The following is a 15,455-nucleotide window of genomic DNA, read 5'->3' as shown; positions in this document are numbered from 1 at the left end:
ATCTCCATGGCAGTTTGTTGCGTTATAGCAGATGATGAATACTGTTTCATACATATTCTGGGAGGGGCTGCTATGGAGAAGCAAAAAATCGCAGGTTTTATCGATGACGAAGTGGAAGGCGAAAGATCCATTACCTTAAAACCTTATAAAGATGGATGGAAGTCTTCTGGATGAATCCAGATTGGTGCAGATCAAGAAGATCCAATCGTCAAGAGGAACAGGGTTAAATTTGCAGAGGACAGATTGGATAGGTTCGCAAATTATTTTGTTAATGCCTTTCGTAACCGTCCATATGTCGGCAGATGCCAAACAGTGGAAAAAGGATAAAATGACAAGTCCTGGTGTCATTGTAAAGATATATGATGATGATTATAGTAAAGCTGTAGAAGAAGGCCGTAATGAAGCTCACTTAATCCAGATTGCCATTTTATTGATGATGAAAATTCAATCGATCTGCTGCTCGGTTACGCGACGGCTGTAATACGCCAGAAGAATCAGCTGAAAGATATGTCAATTCCAATTGACGAAGATCACCCTTTATTTGTGTACTTACCATCCGGAGTCGGCGGCGGTCCCGGTGGTATCAAATATGGGCTCAAGCTGGCCTTCGAAGATGCTGTTCATTGTTTTTTTGCAGAGCCACGCATTCACCATGCATGACCCCCGGATTGATGACAGGCCTTCATGATAAAGTCATGGCACAGGAATTTGGAATCGATAATTTGACGGAAGCGGATGGACTGGCTATCGGAAGGCCTTCAGGATTAGATTCCAGTATGATGACTTCCATGTTACTGCTGGATAAAATGAACCAGTCCACACATATCATCTTGGCGACAGGTGGTAGCATGGTACCAAAGGATATGTTGGAACAATATTTATCTAATAGTTAAAAAAAGAAGTTCACGACAGTGAACTTCTCAGACTGTAGACAAACTCGAAGAAAAGCGAGTTTGCCTGCAGTATTTTTTTTAAAAAAACGTCTCAGTTGTTTTCAGCCGGAGCAAAAATTCGGCCGTACACAGTACTTTTTCGTCCTAAATCGCACTTTATTCGACCGTCCCGATTATTCGGACTCCGTAGCATTCTTTTTGCGGTCCACATATTGAAATCGCGCCCTTTCAGCCGGATTCTTGCCAAACCTCTTCACCGCAAGAATCTAGCGTGGGCTCGGCTTCAGACTTTCGGCAGGAGTGTTGCAAAATTCTTCAATCTAATGTGGTTTCATCACAAATAAAAGTCTTGTATTAAAATCATGAAAGGGAATCGGGGGATTAGAGCATTCCAAACCCCATTTTAATCGACAAACTTAAAGAAGTTCAAGTCTTTATAAACCCCATGATTTCAATAAAAGGTGAATGGCCTTTTCCAATTCATCTTCAGGAATCCCCGCGAAGCCTAATATGATTTTTGGAGGATTTTCGTCAATTTTTTCGATTGAATATGTGGAAAGTCCATATATTTTAATATGGTCTTTGTTTGCCTTTTGAATAAGTGTCTGTTCGTCCATGCCGTTCTTAACGATGAGAACGATATGTAATCCTGAGCGTTCACCAATGATGTTTATTTGCTCATGGGGTTTAAACAGATCGATCACTTTATCCAACTTGCGCCTGTAAACTTTCCTCATCCGATTTAAATGCTTTTCGAAATCCCCTTCCTTCATGAACTGTGTCAACACATGTTGATCAATCCGTGAAACGCTTGAATGGTAAAAGGATAATTCCTGTTGATGCATTTGTAACAATGGGGCGGGAAGAACCATATAACTGATCCGAATTGATGGCATCAAAGATTTGGAGAATGATCCTAAGTAAATCACCTTTTCTCCAGCATCCATACTTTGTAAGGAAGGAATTGTTTTTCCACTATAACGAAATTCACTATCATAATCGTCTTCGATAATATAGCGGTTTGCTGCACCTTGAGCCCAGTTCAACAATCGAGTCCGTCTGTTAACAGATAGGATTGTCCCATAGGGGAAGTGATGTGATGGAGTGACATACACTACGTCGATCTTTGAATTCTCAATTGGGTTGACCTTTACGCCTTCTTCATCAATTTGCAGTGGATGGACTTCATTTGGGTAGCTGCGTAATATCCGGTGAATCAAGTGATACCCTGGATCTTCAACACCATAAATGGTATTTTTATCGAAAAGAAGGACAAGCTGCTGCAATAAAATTTCCATTCCAGCACCAATGATGATCTGTTCGGGAACGCATTGAACTCCGCGTGCATGATACAAATAATGGGCAATTTCACATCGTAATTCATATTCTCCTTGAGAATCCCCCAATAAAAGAAGTTCTTGATGTGCTTCATCAATTTTATTTTTCGTGTATTTTCTCCATTTTTCAAATGGGAAGTTTTCCGTGTCAATTTGGCTGGGATGAAAATGATACAACACTTCCCCTTGTTTATCATTAATTTTTTCCAAGGAAACTTGGTTGGTTTGTGTATACTCTAGATCCTCAAATGTTTGAATATAGTAACCTTTTCTTGGTATGACTTCAACGTATCCTTCAGCAGTTAATTGTTCATATGCAGTCTCGACAGTGTTTTGGCTAATCTGAAGGAACTCTGCCAATTTACGTTTCGAGGGCAGTTTTGTGCCGTAAAGTAGACGGCCATCAATGATTTCTTTTTTAATATGTGAATATAATTGTTCGTACAAAGGAACTTCACTAAATCGATTTAAATCACAAGTTAGCATATTCATTTTGTTTCCACCTTTTTAGATAAAATAAACTGAACCCATTAAATTTATTAAAACTGACACTTTCAATGCGGTCAACATTTTTTTATACTAAGCCTAACAAATCTAAAAAATGCAAATATTAGGGGGAAGAGAAATGGAAAAATTATTAGGGACTGACACTGTAAAAAGAGGAATGGCACAAATGCAAAAAGGTGGCGTAATTATGGACGTCATTAATGCAGAACAAGCAAAAATCGCTGAAGCATCAGGTGCTGTTGCAGTTATGGCATTGGAAAGGGTACCTTCAGATATTCGTGCTGCTGGTGGAGTAGCAAGAATGGCGGATCCGCGAATCGTTGAGGAAGTAATGAATGCTGTATCTATCCCGGTCATGGCTAAAGCAAGGATTGGCCATATTGTTGAATCAAGGATTCTGGAATCCATGGGAGTGGATTATATCGATGAAAGTGAAGTGCTGACTCCTGCCGATGAAGAATACCATATTTTAAAAAGTGATTTCACAGTTCCTTTCGTTTGTGGTTGCCGTGATTTAGGCGAAGCTTCACGCCGTATTGGTGAAGGAGCATCGATGCTTCGTACAAAAGGAGAACCAGGTACGGGTAATATTGTGGAAGCTGTGCGTCATATGAGAAAGGTACAGTCCCAAATTCGTAAAGTGAGCATCATGAGTGATGATGAATTAATGACTGAAGCAAAAAATATCGGTGCCCCTTACGAAATTTTAAGAGAAATCAAACGGACAGGAAAATTGCCTGTAGTTAACTTTGCAGCTGGCGGAATTGCCACTCCAGCAGATGCAGCGCTTATGATGGAATTGGGAGCAGATGGCGTATTCGTGGGATCTGGTATTTTTAAATCAGAGAATCCAGAAAAATTCGCATCGGCAATCGTTCAAGCTACTACATATTTCACCGATTATGAGTTGATTGGCCGTTTGTCCAAAGAGTTGGGCAGTGCAATGAAAGGAATTGATATTTCTAAACTAGCTCCAGCAGAACGGATGCAGGAACGTGGATGGTAATATGATAACTATCGGTGTTTTGGGATTACAGGGTGCAGTCGAAGAACACTTGAACCAAATCAAAGCTGCCGGCCAACAAGCAATAATAGTAAAAAAACCCGAACAGTTGCATGAAATCGATGGCTTAATCATTCCAGGCGGGGAAAGCACTACGATGAGAAAGCTAATGGATCGATACGGATTTATGGAACCGATCAAAACTTTCTTCGAACATAAAAAACCTATTTTCGGTACATGTGCGGGGATGGTATTGGCGGCCAAAGAATTGAATGGTGATGAGAAGGCCTATCTTGAACTAATGGACATTTCCGTGAAAAGAAACGGGTTTGGCCGCCAAAGGGATAGTTTCGAGGCCGAACTATCAATCAAAGGACTGGAAGAACCTTTTAAGGCAGTTTTCATCCGGGCGCCATTCGCGGATGGAATTGGAGAAGATGTGGAGATATTGGCTGTTTATGAAGAGAATGTTGTGGCTGCGAGACAAGAACATGTCCTTGTCAGTGCTTTTCATCCAGAATTAACAGGGGATGATCGTTTCATGCAGCTTTTCATAGAAATGGTGAAGACATCCATATTTAAAGAAGAATTGAAAACCTGTTAACCAAAGTAAAAGCTGTCCTATCATTAGGACAGCTTTTACTTTTATGCATTATTGACTGAAAGTCATTAAAATAATATATTGCTTGAATTTACTATTCTATAGTTCTATAATAAAAAAGTAAGTATTCACTTACATTTTTATTTTGCCTTTGAAAGGGGAATGTATATGACAGCAAGAGTTGCAGTTATTACAGGAGGAGCAAGCGGAATTGGCCGAGCAGCATGCTTGAAATTCGCAAAAAAAGGGGACAAGGTCGTTGTTGCGGATTTTAATGATGAAATGGGACAGGAAACCGTTGAACGGATTCAAGCGGATGGCGGAGAGGCCATTTATGTAAAAACGGATGTTTCTAAGCTTGAAGAGGTTGAAGCGTTAATCAATAAAGCGGTGGAAGCATACGGAAGGATCGATATCATGTTTAATAATGCCGGCATCGGGGGCGGTGGGATGATCCTCGATCAAGATATGGAAGGGTACTTCAAAACGATTGGTGTGAACCAGCATGGAGTGGCCTTTGGAATCATGGCAGCGGGACGAAAAATGAAGGAACTAGGTAACAATGGTGTCATTATAAATACAGCCTCTGTGTTTGGCTACTTAGCTTCCCACGGGACTTTCGCCTATCAAGCGTCTAAAGGCGCCGTAAGGATGATGACACAGACAGCTGCTTTGGAATTGGGTGCTTACGGAATACGCGTAGTGGGCATTGCACCAGGGGGTGTTGACACTCCAATCATACAAGGCTATAAGGATATGGGAATCATCGATAAATTGCATGCAAGTCAAATGCGCGGTAAATTAATTAAGCCAGAAGCAATCGCAAATGCTGTCTATCTATTATCTTTGGAAGAAGCGGATGCAATCAATGGAAGTGTAGTCATGGTTGATGATGGCTATGCATCTTTTAAATGATTTTCTGAAAAAGAAAACATCGTCGCATTCAGACGATGTTTTCTATATATGATATTTGGGAATATTGATTTCTATAGATCAAAGGTAATATTGACCGATTAGCACCATCGAGATATCATGGGAAATAGATTGGTGAAACCGGTCTTATCTTTATAAAAGAAGGTTGATATTTTTGAAAAAAGGGCAGCAAACTAAAGAACGAATCATAAATGTAGCCCGGACGCTTTTTGCCACCAAAGGTTTTGACATGACAAGAACGAATGAAATTGCCTCTGCATGCAATGTTTCCGAAGCTACTATTTATAAATACTTTGAAAGCAAAAAAGATTTGCTTCTGGCTACAATTACTCCTAATGAAAAAGAGGAGTCTGAAGACGGGACTAGCCATCTATCTACGGATGATCTTGTGGAGAATCACGTTTGCACCATGATAAACAAAATTCTGGAAAATAAAGAACAATTTTCGATATTATTTCGGGAAACGCAATTCGATCAAGATATTTCAAAGCAATATGTGGATCAGATTTTCAAGACGAATGCCAAACATGTAGAAATACAAAAAAGAATAGATAGCGGAGAGATACATTATATTTCTGATATTATTCTATTTAATGTAGGGATCATTTCCTTCACATTGGCGTTATCCACTCATTATGAGATTCATCAACAGAAAAAGGAACCATATTTTACTGCTGAGCGAATTAAGAGCATTGCTCAACTTTTGGTTTATGGTATTCATGGGAAAAACAATCATACATAATAAAACGGTCATATTTAAAGGCATGAGCATCAAGCCGTAAATATGACCGTTTTATTTTTGAATGGGAAGCGATCATTCTTATTGACGAAGTCAATTCGTGAATTAAATAAACAGGTGTGTAAGATTTGACTTATATTTTTCAGACTATTACGATAAATGCATGCTGCACGATATGACATTATGAGGATTTTATCTGGAAATCATGTAACATGGAGGGGATTTATAATGAGCGAAATCGTAATTTTATCAGGAAGTCCAGCGGTTCCATCAAGAACGGACATATCACTAAAACATATTCAATCTTTAGTTGAAAAAGAAGGATTTACCACAACTTATTACTCAATTACGGAATTCTCAGCAGATGATTTATTCCAGGGGAAATATAATAGTGAAGAAATTTTAAAGCTTTCAGAAAAAATTCATGAAGCTAGAGGAATTATTATTGGTTCACCTGTATATAAGGCCTCTTACACAGGCATATTGAAAGCCTTGATTGATATGCTGCCAGAAGGAGCTTTTAAGGGAAAGCCAGTGCTGCCAATTATGATTGGCGGAAGTAACAGGCATTTATTGGCGATAGACTACGCGCTTAAACCATTAATTTCAATATTGAAAGGCGAGCCGTTGCAGGGCATATATTTTGTGGATAAGGAAATAGATAAACAGAATTCAGAAAACCCGATTAATGATTTGAATTTAGTGGATCGGGTTCAGAGTCAGGTTCAGGAATTTGTAGAAGCGATTCAATTAAGGAATTAATGGGCAAGCTATCGACTTCAACAAAAGGACTGGTATTCGAATAATTTTTTTTAAAATAATGCCAGACGTCAATAATAGGCTAATTAATGAAAATAGGCGCATTTTTTTGGAGACTTTAACTAAAAAAATGAGTCTATTTTCGTATTTAAATGAACATAAAATCATTAATGGAATAGTGTGTATAAAAATAACAGTTCATCCAGTATATTAAACCAAGTTAATTTATAAGAAAACTCCATTGACAAGGATTAAATTTATGTTAATATTTAAAATAATAAAACTTATCCAGAGCGACGGAGGGAATTGGCCCTTTGAAGTCCAGCAACCTGCATGATATGCAAGGTGCTACATCCAACAAAATGTTGATCATTTTGGAAGATAAGGTAATGAATATTTACCTTGGAATCTTTCCATCATGGAAAGATTTTTGTTTTTCGAAAAAATTATTGGCAAACCATAGCAATGTAAGGTTGTTAGGCATTATATAAATTTAAGAAATTCGTTTAATCAGCCTCTAAAAAAAGATATTCCGGAATTCCTTAAAGGGGGAACAGGTTTGGATAAAGAGAATCAGCTTGCAGAAATATTTGAACGACTTCAAGAAATGCTTAATTCAATGAAATATGGATCCATTACACTTATTGTCCAAGATGGTAAAATCATTCAAATGGAAAGAAATGAAAAACTAAGAATTAAATAAGGTATCTGCTGACTAGAAAAACTAGAGGCGGGTTTAACTGATATAAAGAGAGTATTGGTTAGATTCGTCTCTTTTTCCTAGGATCATATAACTCGAGAAGATTACAACGGGAATTGATCTACAGTTACTCTAACCTGTGAAACATAGAGCAAGTTCTTAGAGGGGGTAATAAAGTTGGCTGCATTAATAAATTATGAAAATTTCAACACCGGGGATTTACCTGCATTTCCTGAAGATAGTGAGACAAAAGGTGCTTTGGAAGTTCTGCAATGGGCGAATGAACAATATGGAAACAAACTCATTTATGCCTGTAGTTTTGGTATTGAAGGCATCGTGCTTACGGATTTATTGGCTAAGGTCAACCCATCGGCAAAAATTGTTTTCCTGGATACAGATGTACATTTCGAGGAAACTTACCAACTGATCGATCAAGTGAAAAAGAGATATCCAAAGCTTTCGATCGAAATGAAGAAACCTGCCTTGACGCTTGAGGAACAAGCAGCGGAATATGGAGATGAATTATGGGTTAGTGATTCCAATAAGTGTTGTAACATCCGGAAAATCACTCCGCTTACTGATGTGCTTTCAACGGCAACAGCCTGGCTTTCTGGACTGCGGAGGGAGCAATCCGAAACAAGGGCGCTGACCGAGTATATCAACAAGGATAATAAGTTCAAATCGATTAAAATATGTCCACTCATTCATTGGACATGGAAAGATGTTTGGCGTTACGCCCACAAAAATGGACTTCCGTATAATATCCTGCATGATAATGGATATCCGAGCATTGGCTGTAAAACGTGTACGGCACCTGCCATCAATGCCGATGACTTACGCTCAGGCCGTTGGCAAGGTGCGCAAAAAACAGAATGCGGCTTGCATTTATCTTAAAATAAATAGAAACCATAGGGGGAAATTAGCATGACAATCAGTCTACCGCACGGAGGAACATTAATCGATCTTTGGGAACCAAAATATGATTTTAGCAAAATAACAAAGTCAATCGAAATTGATGAAATAGCATTAAGTGACCTTGAATTGATAGGCACTGGTGCCTACAGTCCGATTAAAGGATTCTTTACGAAAAGTGATTATGAGACAGTTGTCAAGGATATGAGACTTAGCAGCGGCCATGTTTGGAGCATCCCGATTACGCTGCCTTTGACTGAAAAAGCTGCAGAATCTCTTATTATAGGTGAAGAAGTGAAGCTGACTCATGAGGGTGAAACATATGGGGTCCTATCCGTTTCTGATATTTTCACTCCCGATAAACAATTGGAAGCGACTTTAGTATATCAAACGGATGATGGGGAGCATCCTGGAGTGAGAAATTTATATAACCGCGGGGATGTATATGTCGGCGGAGAAATAAAGTTAGTCAAGAGAATAGAGCGTCCGCTATTTCAAGCCCATTATTTGGACCCAGTTGAGACAAGGAAAGCCTTTGCTGAAAAAGGCTGGGAAACCGTTGTCGGATTCCAAACGAGGAACCCTGTTCACCGTGCGCATGAATACATTCAAAAGACAGCTTTGGAGATTGTCGATGGCTTATTCTTAAACCCTCTTGTAGGGGCCACTAAATCCGATGACATTCCGGCAGATGTACGAATGGAGAGCTATAAAGTGCTGCTTGATAAATATTATCCCAAGGATCGTGTCTCTCTTGCCGTTTTCCCTGCTGCAATGCGTTATGCAGGACCAAGAGAAGCCATTTTCCATGCGATGGTCCGTAAAAATTATGGTTGCACTCATTTTATCGTCGGACGTGATCATGCGGGTGTGGGCGATTATTACGGCACATATGATGCTCAAAAAATCTTTGGGAATTTTAACGCGGATGAATTAGGGATCACACTATTATTCTTTGAACATAGTTTTTACTGTAAAGCATGTGGCAATATGGCTTCAGCTAAAACTTGTCCGCATGGAAAGGAAGACCATGTCATCCTGTCCGGAACGAAGGTAAGGGAAATGTTGCGAAATGGAGAAATTCCTCCAGCTACCTTTAGCCGTAAAGAAGTCATCGAGGTGTTGATCGAAGGTCTAAAAAAGAATGAAGTTTATAACTGATTGGACATAAATTGAAGGATCACATGATGAGGGGGATTATTATATGAGTAAAAGTACGAATGTCACTTGGCATGAAACGTCATTGACCAAGGAGCTCCGCCGGAAGCAGAACGGGCATGAAAGCACAGTTCTTTGGTTTACAGGACTCTCGGGTTCCGGAAAATCAACGATTGCTAACGCGGTCGCTAAAGAGTTATATAATCGGAATATTCGAAGTTATGTTTTGGATGGTGATAATATCCGCCATGGTTTAAATAAAGATTTAGGTTTTTCTGAAGAGGATCGAACCGAGAATATCAGGCGGATAGGTGAGGTTTCCAAGCTCTTCGTGGATAGTGGGCAGTTCGTATTGACCGCCTTCATATCACCTTTTAGAGCTGATCGGCAGATTGTACGTGATTTACTCGAAGAAGGCGAGTTTATTGAAGTATACATAAAATGTCCGATCGAAGAGTGCGAAGTGCGTGATCCAAAAGGTCTGTATGACAAGGCGCGTAAGGGAATCATTAAAGACTTTACCGGAATCGACTCTCCATACGAAGAACCTGAACAACCGGAAATCATTTTAGAATCCGACCAATACAGCATTGAAGAATGCGTTGAACAGGTAATCGGCTATTTGACAGCAAAGAAAGCGATCTAATCAAGGAGGAAATGTAATGGTTTACGAGAAATTTTGGTCGGAAAATCCACTAATCGCTAAAAATAAAACGGAAATCTGGAAATTGGAAAAAGACGGATTGAAAATATTCGATGATATTCCACATTACGCTGCAAATGGTTTTGATTCCATCCCTAAAGAGAATTGGGATATGTTCAAATGGGCAGGCCTATACCTGCAACGGCCAAAAGAAGCTGGTTACTGGATGATGCGTGTCGTTATTCCCGGAGGTATCCTGACTTATGATCAACAAATGGCACTAGCTAACATCGCTAAAGATTATGGGAGGGATGTATATGATATTACAACCCGTCAAGCCATTCAATTTCACTGGTTGACCATCGAACAAGTCCCGGATATCTTAAGCCGTTTAGAACAGGTTGGACTGACTACGGCCGGTGCATGCGGTGATATCACACGTAATATCATCGGGAATGCATTAGCTGGCATCGACCCTGACGAAATTTTTGATACACGTGAAGTCCTTAATGATGTATTTGAGTATTTCCGCCTTAACGAAGACTATTCGAACCTTCCAAGGAAATATAAAATGTCCATTAGTGCTAATATCCATAATGCTTCGAATGCTGAAATCAACTGTGTTTCATTCAATCCAGCTACAAAAGAAATTGATGGAGTAATGGAAGTTGGCTTTCACGTAAAAGTGGGCGGGGGGCTTTCCTCCGTTCCGATGCTGGCAGAAGAACTTGACTTATTCATTTTACCTGAAAAAACAGTCGAAGTAGCAGCAGCCATCACGACCATATTCCGTGACTTTGGCTACCGTGAAAAGCGTCATCGCTCCCGATTGAAATTCCTTGTGGCTGACTGGGGTCCTGAACAATTCAAGGAAAAATTGCTGGAATACACGGGGCCGCTTCCTGAAAAGGGAGAAAGTGCAGTGAAGGGATGGAATGCAGGTTATTTCTATGGCATCCATAAACAAAAACAAGATGGTCTGAACTATGTTGGAGTCAATATACCAGTTGGTCGTCTAAATCCAGACGAAGTGATCGAGTTTGCCGAACTTGCGAAGAAATATGGAAATGGTGAAATCCGCAACTGTAATTCTCAAAATTTAATCATTCCAAATGTGCCGGATGCAAAACTTGAGGAATTAAAACAGGAATCCATCTTTGAAAGATTTCCATATCACCCAAAAAAATTCATTGGTTATTCCGTTTCTTGTACAGGCATCGAGTATTGTAACCTGGCACTCGTTGAAACAAAAAAACGAATGAGGACCATTTCTGAAACACTGGACAAGGAAATAGATCTCGATGTGCCTGTAAGAATGCATATGGTCGGTTGTCCGAATAATTGCGGTCAAAGAGCAATCGCCGAAATAGGGCTTCAAGGCATAAAAATGAAAAATCAGGACAAAAAGATGGTCGAAGCTTTTGAGATATACATCGGAGGAACGCTGAATGAAGGCGGGAAGTTCAATGAAAAACTTAAAGGAAAAGTGGAAGCTGAACAGCTCTATCATGTTCTGAAAGAACTTATCCTATTTTTCAAAGAAACAAAGCTTCTATCCGAAACCTTCCTTGATTTTGTGGAAAGGGTAGGAATAGCAGAGTTACAAAGTAAGCTTGATGATATAATGGCCGAAGTGGCCGTTTAATAGGGGAAGGTAAGCAATTCATGAATCTATACAGATTTGAAGTCACTATCAAGGAAGAGCCAATCCATGTCATCATTGTTGCCGATTCAGATGAAAAGGCGTTTGAACTTGTTGATATCGAGCTGGAAAAGCATTATTTGAAAATGCCTGAGGTGGACGACATCTCATTATACGAAAAAAAGAAAATTAAAAATGGAGCTGGTTTCATTTTATCGGAATTCGAAACGATTCTCTAAGGGAAGGCAGGTTGCATAAATGGGGAAAGTATATCTAGTAGGAGCCGGTCCCGGAGATCCAGATTTAATTACATTAAAAGGATTAAAATGTATTCAAGAAGCTGATGTCATTTTATATGATCGACTTGTCAATAAAGATCTATTAAATTATGCAAAAGCCGATGTAGAGTTGATTAATTGCGGTAAACTTCCGGATTACCATTTATTGCAGCAAGATACTATCAATCGTTTCCTGATCAAATATGCAAAAAAGGGAAAAGTCGTCACCCGATTGAAAGGTGGCGATCCATTCGTCTTCGGTAGAGGCGGAGAGGAAGCGGAAGCCCTTGCCACAAGTGGAGTGAGCTTTGAAATTGTACCAGGAATTACAGCTGGAATTGCCGCTACAGCCTATGCAGGAATTCCAGTTACACATAGGGACCACGCTTCATCTTTCGCGATCGTCACCGGTCATCGGAAAAAGGATGAAGAGGATAATATCAAGTGGGAAGCCCTTGCAAAAGGAATCGATACATTAGCCATTTACATGGGTGTTAAAAACCTGCCATATATTCAAGGAAAACTTATGGAGCATGGAAAAAGTCCAGAGACTCCGGTAGCTCTCATCCATTGGGGGACTTTAAAAACACAAAGGACAGCTGTCAGTACCTTGGCTAATGTAGTGGATACGGCCAAAAACGAACAGATTTCGAACCCTTGCATGATAGTCGTGGGCGATGTCGTTAATTTGCGTGAAAAAATTAAATGGTTTGAAGCAAAACAAGCCGAAAAATTGTTGGCAAATGAGGCATTTTAATGGAAGCCATTTTATACATTTGCCATGGAAGCCGCGTTAAAGAAGCTTCAGCCCAAGCCATTGACTTTATTAAAGTTTGTATGGCAGCACAGCCAAATTCCATTCAGGAGTATTGCTTCTTAGAATTGGAAACTCCAACGATAGAAGACGCCTACGAACGGTGTGTACAAAAAGGAGCGACGAAAATCATCGCTATTCCCGTTCTATTGCTGACTGCTGTACATGCAAAATATGATATACCAGTCATATTGAACAAAATGAAAAAACGGTTCCCTGCAGTTGACTTGAGATACGGAAGACCGATTGGTGTCAGTGATAAAATGGTTGACATTTTAGTGGAACGGTTGGAAGAAACAAAAGAGCGGGTTACTGAGGATTCTTTGGTTTTATTGGTCGGAAGGGGCAGCAGTGATCCCGATGTGAAAAGGGATTTAGGCCGAATAGCGGATTTGCTTAGGAACAGGTTTCCAAAAAGCCGGGTCCAGGAATGTTATTTGACAGCTGCCACACCAAGCTTTGAAGAAGCATTGGATTTTGCTGAGGAATCCCGACCAAACCAAGTTTTTATCATTCCTTACCTATTGTTTACTGGTATCTTAATGAAGTCAATCGAAAATAGGCTGAGAAAGATCCAAAAAAAGGGAAGGCAAAAAATCATACTTTGCCGTTACTTAGGTTATCATCCAAAGATTGAACATGCAATATCGGAACGAATTCATGAAGTGAGTGGAGAGGGAGCTTATGTATCCAATTACGCTTAATATCGCGAACAAGAAGTGTGTCATTATCGGCGGTGGAAAAATAGGTTACTTTAAAGCCGGCCCCTTGTTGGAAGCTGGTGCTGAAGTGACCGTCGTAAGCCCTGAGATATGCGAGGGATTTCAACTATTGGAAAAAGAAGGCAAGGTTCGAGTTTTACTAAAAGAAGTGGAAGAAACCGACTATAAAGATGCCTTTTTAATCATAGTTGCAACAAACTCTACATTAGTTAATGAACGAGTTTATGAGAATACATCCCAAAGTCAGTTAGTAAACGTAATTAGTAATCATGAGCTGGGTAATTTTCATATTCCGGCTACATTGAATAGAGGCATGCTTTCCATAAGTGTTTCTACCAATGGAGCAAGTCCTACACTGGCAAAAAAAATCCGGAATGACTTAGGGGAAGTATATGATGAGTCATTTGAAGAGTATCTTGAATACCTTTTTGAAGCAAGGATGATTATTAAGAAGAGTTCATTTTCAAAAGAGGCAAAATCTAAGTTGTTGAAAGAGTCAATAGAGGATGTTTATAAATATTCCCTAAAAGAAAGATATCGTTTTTTAGCTAGGCTTTTGCCAGTAGAAGCTGAATAAGTAAATCATTGGGCTGATCAGAAAAACTGAAGGCACCTAACCAACATGTCATTTCATTTTGGTTAGGTGCCTCTTCGTGTCTTAAAAGAAATTTGAATGATCTATTCAGGCAACTGTAACCGTCTGTCGAGTCGATGTTATCAAGGTTCTATTTTATTGAAAAAGGGGAAGGTCATGAAAAAGTTAATTGTTTTAGCCTTTATCGGGTTTTTAGCCCAATTAATAGATGGTTCACTTGGAATGGGGTATGGGGTGAGTTCCACTTCCTTATTGTTGACATTCGGGATTGCCCCTGCAGTAGCATCGGCATCCGTTCATTTATCGGAAGTAGTGACCACAGCAGTGTCCGGAGCTTCACATATAAAGTTTGGGAACGTGGATAAAAATATGGTCTATCGCTTGATCATTCCAGGTTCGGTGGGCGCATTTGTTGGTGCATGTTTCCTGAGCAACCTTCCTGCCGAATTAGCTAAACCGTATATTGCCATATTTTTATTTGGCCTTGGTGTGTACGTTTTATTCCGCTTTTTATTTATTTTTAAACCGTCAAAGGAAAACGAAACGGTAAACCCATTAACCGCAAAACAATCCATTCCGTTGGGTCTTTTTGCCGGCTTTTGTGATGCAACTGGCGGAGGTGGATGGGGCCCGATTGCAACGCCTGTTTTATTGTCAAAAAAAGGGATGACTGCGAGAAAAGCCGTAGGAACTGTAGATACGAGTGAATTTGCCATCGCTTTCTTCGGAAGTCTTGGTTTTATCCTTTCTCTTGGATGGGAAGCGGTCAATTGGCTTTGGGTGGCCGCGTTGATTATTGGCGGAGTGGTTGCGGCACCAATTGCAGCCTGGCTCGTCAGAATGCTACCTGCTCAATTAATGGGTGTTTTAGTAGGTGGTTTCATTATCTTAATCAATGTACGAACCCTATTAGCCGCATGGATTCCGATTGAAGCCCATATATATATCTATACAGGCATCGTGATTATATGGCTTTCAGGAATTCTTTTTACCATCAATAAGATGTCCACAGCAAGAAAAGTTGATCATATCGAACAACAACAGCAGAATGTTTCCTAATTCCCGAGTTAGGCAGAGGTTGATGTATACAAAAGGAAATTCAGTTACCTACTATGAAAACTCGTAGGTACATAAATACCTACGAGAAAAGTCATTAAAGTCATTCAATGAAAACTAGATCCTATTTATAGACTTAATCAGTTCCCAGCCCCATAGCTGT

General features: G+C 39.7%; 16 protein-coding genes, 1 pseudogene and 1 riboswitch. Of the genes and pseudogenes, 16 read left to right on the top strand and 1 reads right to left on the bottom strand.

What is annotated here, in order from left to right; translation table 11 throughout:
* Positions 1–280: 280 nt before the first annotated feature.
* Positions 281–893: pseudogene (locus UP17_RS28860) on the top strand (D-serine ammonia-lyase); the annotation flags it as partial.
* Between the two features lie 434 nt (positions 894–1,327).
* Here UP17_RS28860 and UP17_RS13000 read toward each other — a convergent pair.
* Positions 1,328–2,722 (bottom strand): MocR-like pyridoxine biosynthesis transcription factor PdxR, encoded by a 1,395-nt coding sequence (locus UP17_RS13000; protein ID WP_061463388.1) that lies wholly within the window; start codon positions 2,720–2,722, stop codon positions 1,328–1,330.
* Positions 2,723–2,855: 133 nt separating this feature from the next.
* Here UP17_RS13000 and pdxS point away from each other — a divergent pair, with 133 nt between their 5' ends.
* From pdxS to UP17_RS12930, 15 genes are all read left to right on the top strand, one after another.
* Positions 2,856–3,743 carry a pyridoxal 5'-phosphate synthase lyase subunit PdxS gene (gene pdxS / locus UP17_RS12995; RefSeq protein ID WP_061463387.1) on the top strand — a complete coding sequence of 296 codons (888 nt, stop codon included), beginning with the start codon at positions 2,856–2,858 and terminating at the stop codon, positions 3,741–3,743.
* A 1-nt stretch (position 3,744) separates the two neighbouring features.
* Positions 3,745–4,344 (top strand): pyridoxal 5'-phosphate synthase glutaminase subunit PdxT, encoded by a 600-nt coding sequence (gene pdxT / locus UP17_RS12990; protein ID WP_061463386.1) that lies wholly within the window; start codon positions 3,745–3,747, stop codon positions 4,342–4,344.
* Between the two features lie 165 nt (positions 4,345–4,509).
* Positions 4,510–5,256, top strand: coding sequence for an SDR family NAD(P)-dependent oxidoreductase (locus tag UP17_RS12985; RefSeq protein ID WP_208857021.1), 747 nt, complete (start codon positions 4,510–4,512; stop codon positions 5,254–5,256).
* Between the two features lie 172 nt (positions 5,257–5,428).
* Positions 5,429–6,016 carry a TetR/AcrR family transcriptional regulator gene (locus UP17_RS12980; RefSeq protein WP_061463384.1) on the top strand — a complete coding sequence of 196 codons (588 nt, stop codon included), beginning with the start codon at positions 5,429–5,431 and terminating at the stop codon, positions 6,014–6,016.
* 225 nt (positions 6,017–6,241) lie between these two features.
* Positions 6,242–6,775: an NADPH-dependent FMN reductase gene (gene ssuE, locus UP17_RS12975; RefSeq protein ID WP_061463383.1), complete on the top strand. Its 534-nt coding sequence runs from the start codon at positions 6,242–6,244 to the stop codon at positions 6,773–6,775.
* A gap of 278 nt (positions 6,776–7,053) precedes the next feature.
* Positions 7,054–7,160, top strand: a riboswitch (SAM riboswitch).
* Positions 7,161–7,358: 198 nt separating this feature from the next.
* Positions 7,359–7,475: a YezD family protein gene (locus tag UP17_RS26570; protein ID WP_375166291.1), complete on the top strand. Its 117-nt coding sequence runs from the start codon at positions 7,359–7,361 to the stop codon at positions 7,473–7,475.
* 186 nt (positions 7,476–7,661) lie between these two features.
* Positions 7,662–8,366, top strand: coding sequence for a phosphoadenylyl-sulfate reductase (locus UP17_RS12970; RefSeq protein ID WP_250211839.1), 705 nt, complete (start codon positions 7,662–7,664; stop codon positions 8,364–8,366).
* Positions 8,367–8,396: 30 nt separating this feature from the next.
* Complete coding sequence (sat, locus tag UP17_RS12965) at positions 8,397–9,545, top strand: sulfate adenylyltransferase (RefSeq protein WP_061463381.1); 1,149 nt, start codon at positions 8,397–8,399, stop codon at positions 9,543–9,545.
* Positions 9,546–9,588: 43 nt separating this feature from the next.
* Positions 9,589–10,188, top strand: a complete 600-nt coding sequence (cysC, locus tag UP17_RS12960) for an adenylyl-sulfate kinase (RefSeq protein WP_061463380.1) — start codon at positions 9,589–9,591, stop codon at positions 10,186–10,188.
* Between the two features lie 16 nt (positions 10,189–10,204).
* On the top strand, positions 10,205–11,830 hold the full coding sequence (locus tag UP17_RS12955) for a nitrite/sulfite reductase (protein WP_061463379.1): 1,626 nt from the start codon (positions 10,205–10,207) through the stop codon (positions 11,828–11,830).
* Positions 11,831–11,850: 20 nt separating this feature from the next.
* Positions 11,851–12,066: a DUF3906 family protein gene (locus UP17_RS12950; protein ID WP_061463378.1), complete on the top strand. Its 216-nt coding sequence runs from the start codon at positions 11,851–11,853 to the stop codon at positions 12,064–12,066.
* A gap of 19 nt (positions 12,067–12,085) precedes the next feature.
* Positions 12,086–12,862 (top strand): uroporphyrinogen-III C-methyltransferase, encoded by a 777-nt coding sequence (gene cobA / locus UP17_RS12945; RefSeq protein WP_061463377.1) that lies wholly within the window; start codon positions 12,086–12,088, stop codon positions 12,860–12,862.
* Positions 12,862–13,623 (top strand): sirohydrochlorin chelatase, encoded by a 762-nt coding sequence (locus UP17_RS12940; protein WP_061463376.1) that lies wholly within the window; start codon positions 12,862–12,864, stop codon positions 13,621–13,623. The genes cobA and UP17_RS12940 overlap by 1 nt, the downstream gene beginning before the upstream one ends.
* Entirely contained in the window at positions 13,604–14,218 is a 615-nt protein-coding gene (locus UP17_RS12935; RefSeq protein ID WP_061463375.1) for an NAD(P)-binding protein, read from the top strand. The genes UP17_RS12940 and UP17_RS12935 overlap by 20 nt, the downstream gene beginning before the upstream one ends.
* Before the next feature lie 174 nt (positions 14,219–14,392).
* The gene (locus tag UP17_RS12930) at positions 14,393–15,295 is read left to right on the top strand and encodes a sulfite exporter TauE/SafE family protein (RefSeq protein WP_061463374.1); all 903 of its coding nucleotides are present in this window, start codon (positions 14,393–14,395) and stop codon (positions 15,293–15,295) included.
* Positions 15,296–15,455: the final 160 nt, after the last annotated feature.

Origin of the sequence: Peribacillus simplex, from assembly GCF_001578185.1 — a bacterium.
Classification (GTDB): domain Bacteria; phylum Bacillota; class Bacilli; order Bacillales; family DSM-1321; genus Peribacillus; species Peribacillus simplex_A.
Note: the sequence above shows the minus strand (reverse complement) of the source record. Positions and strands in the feature narration are given on the sequence as shown.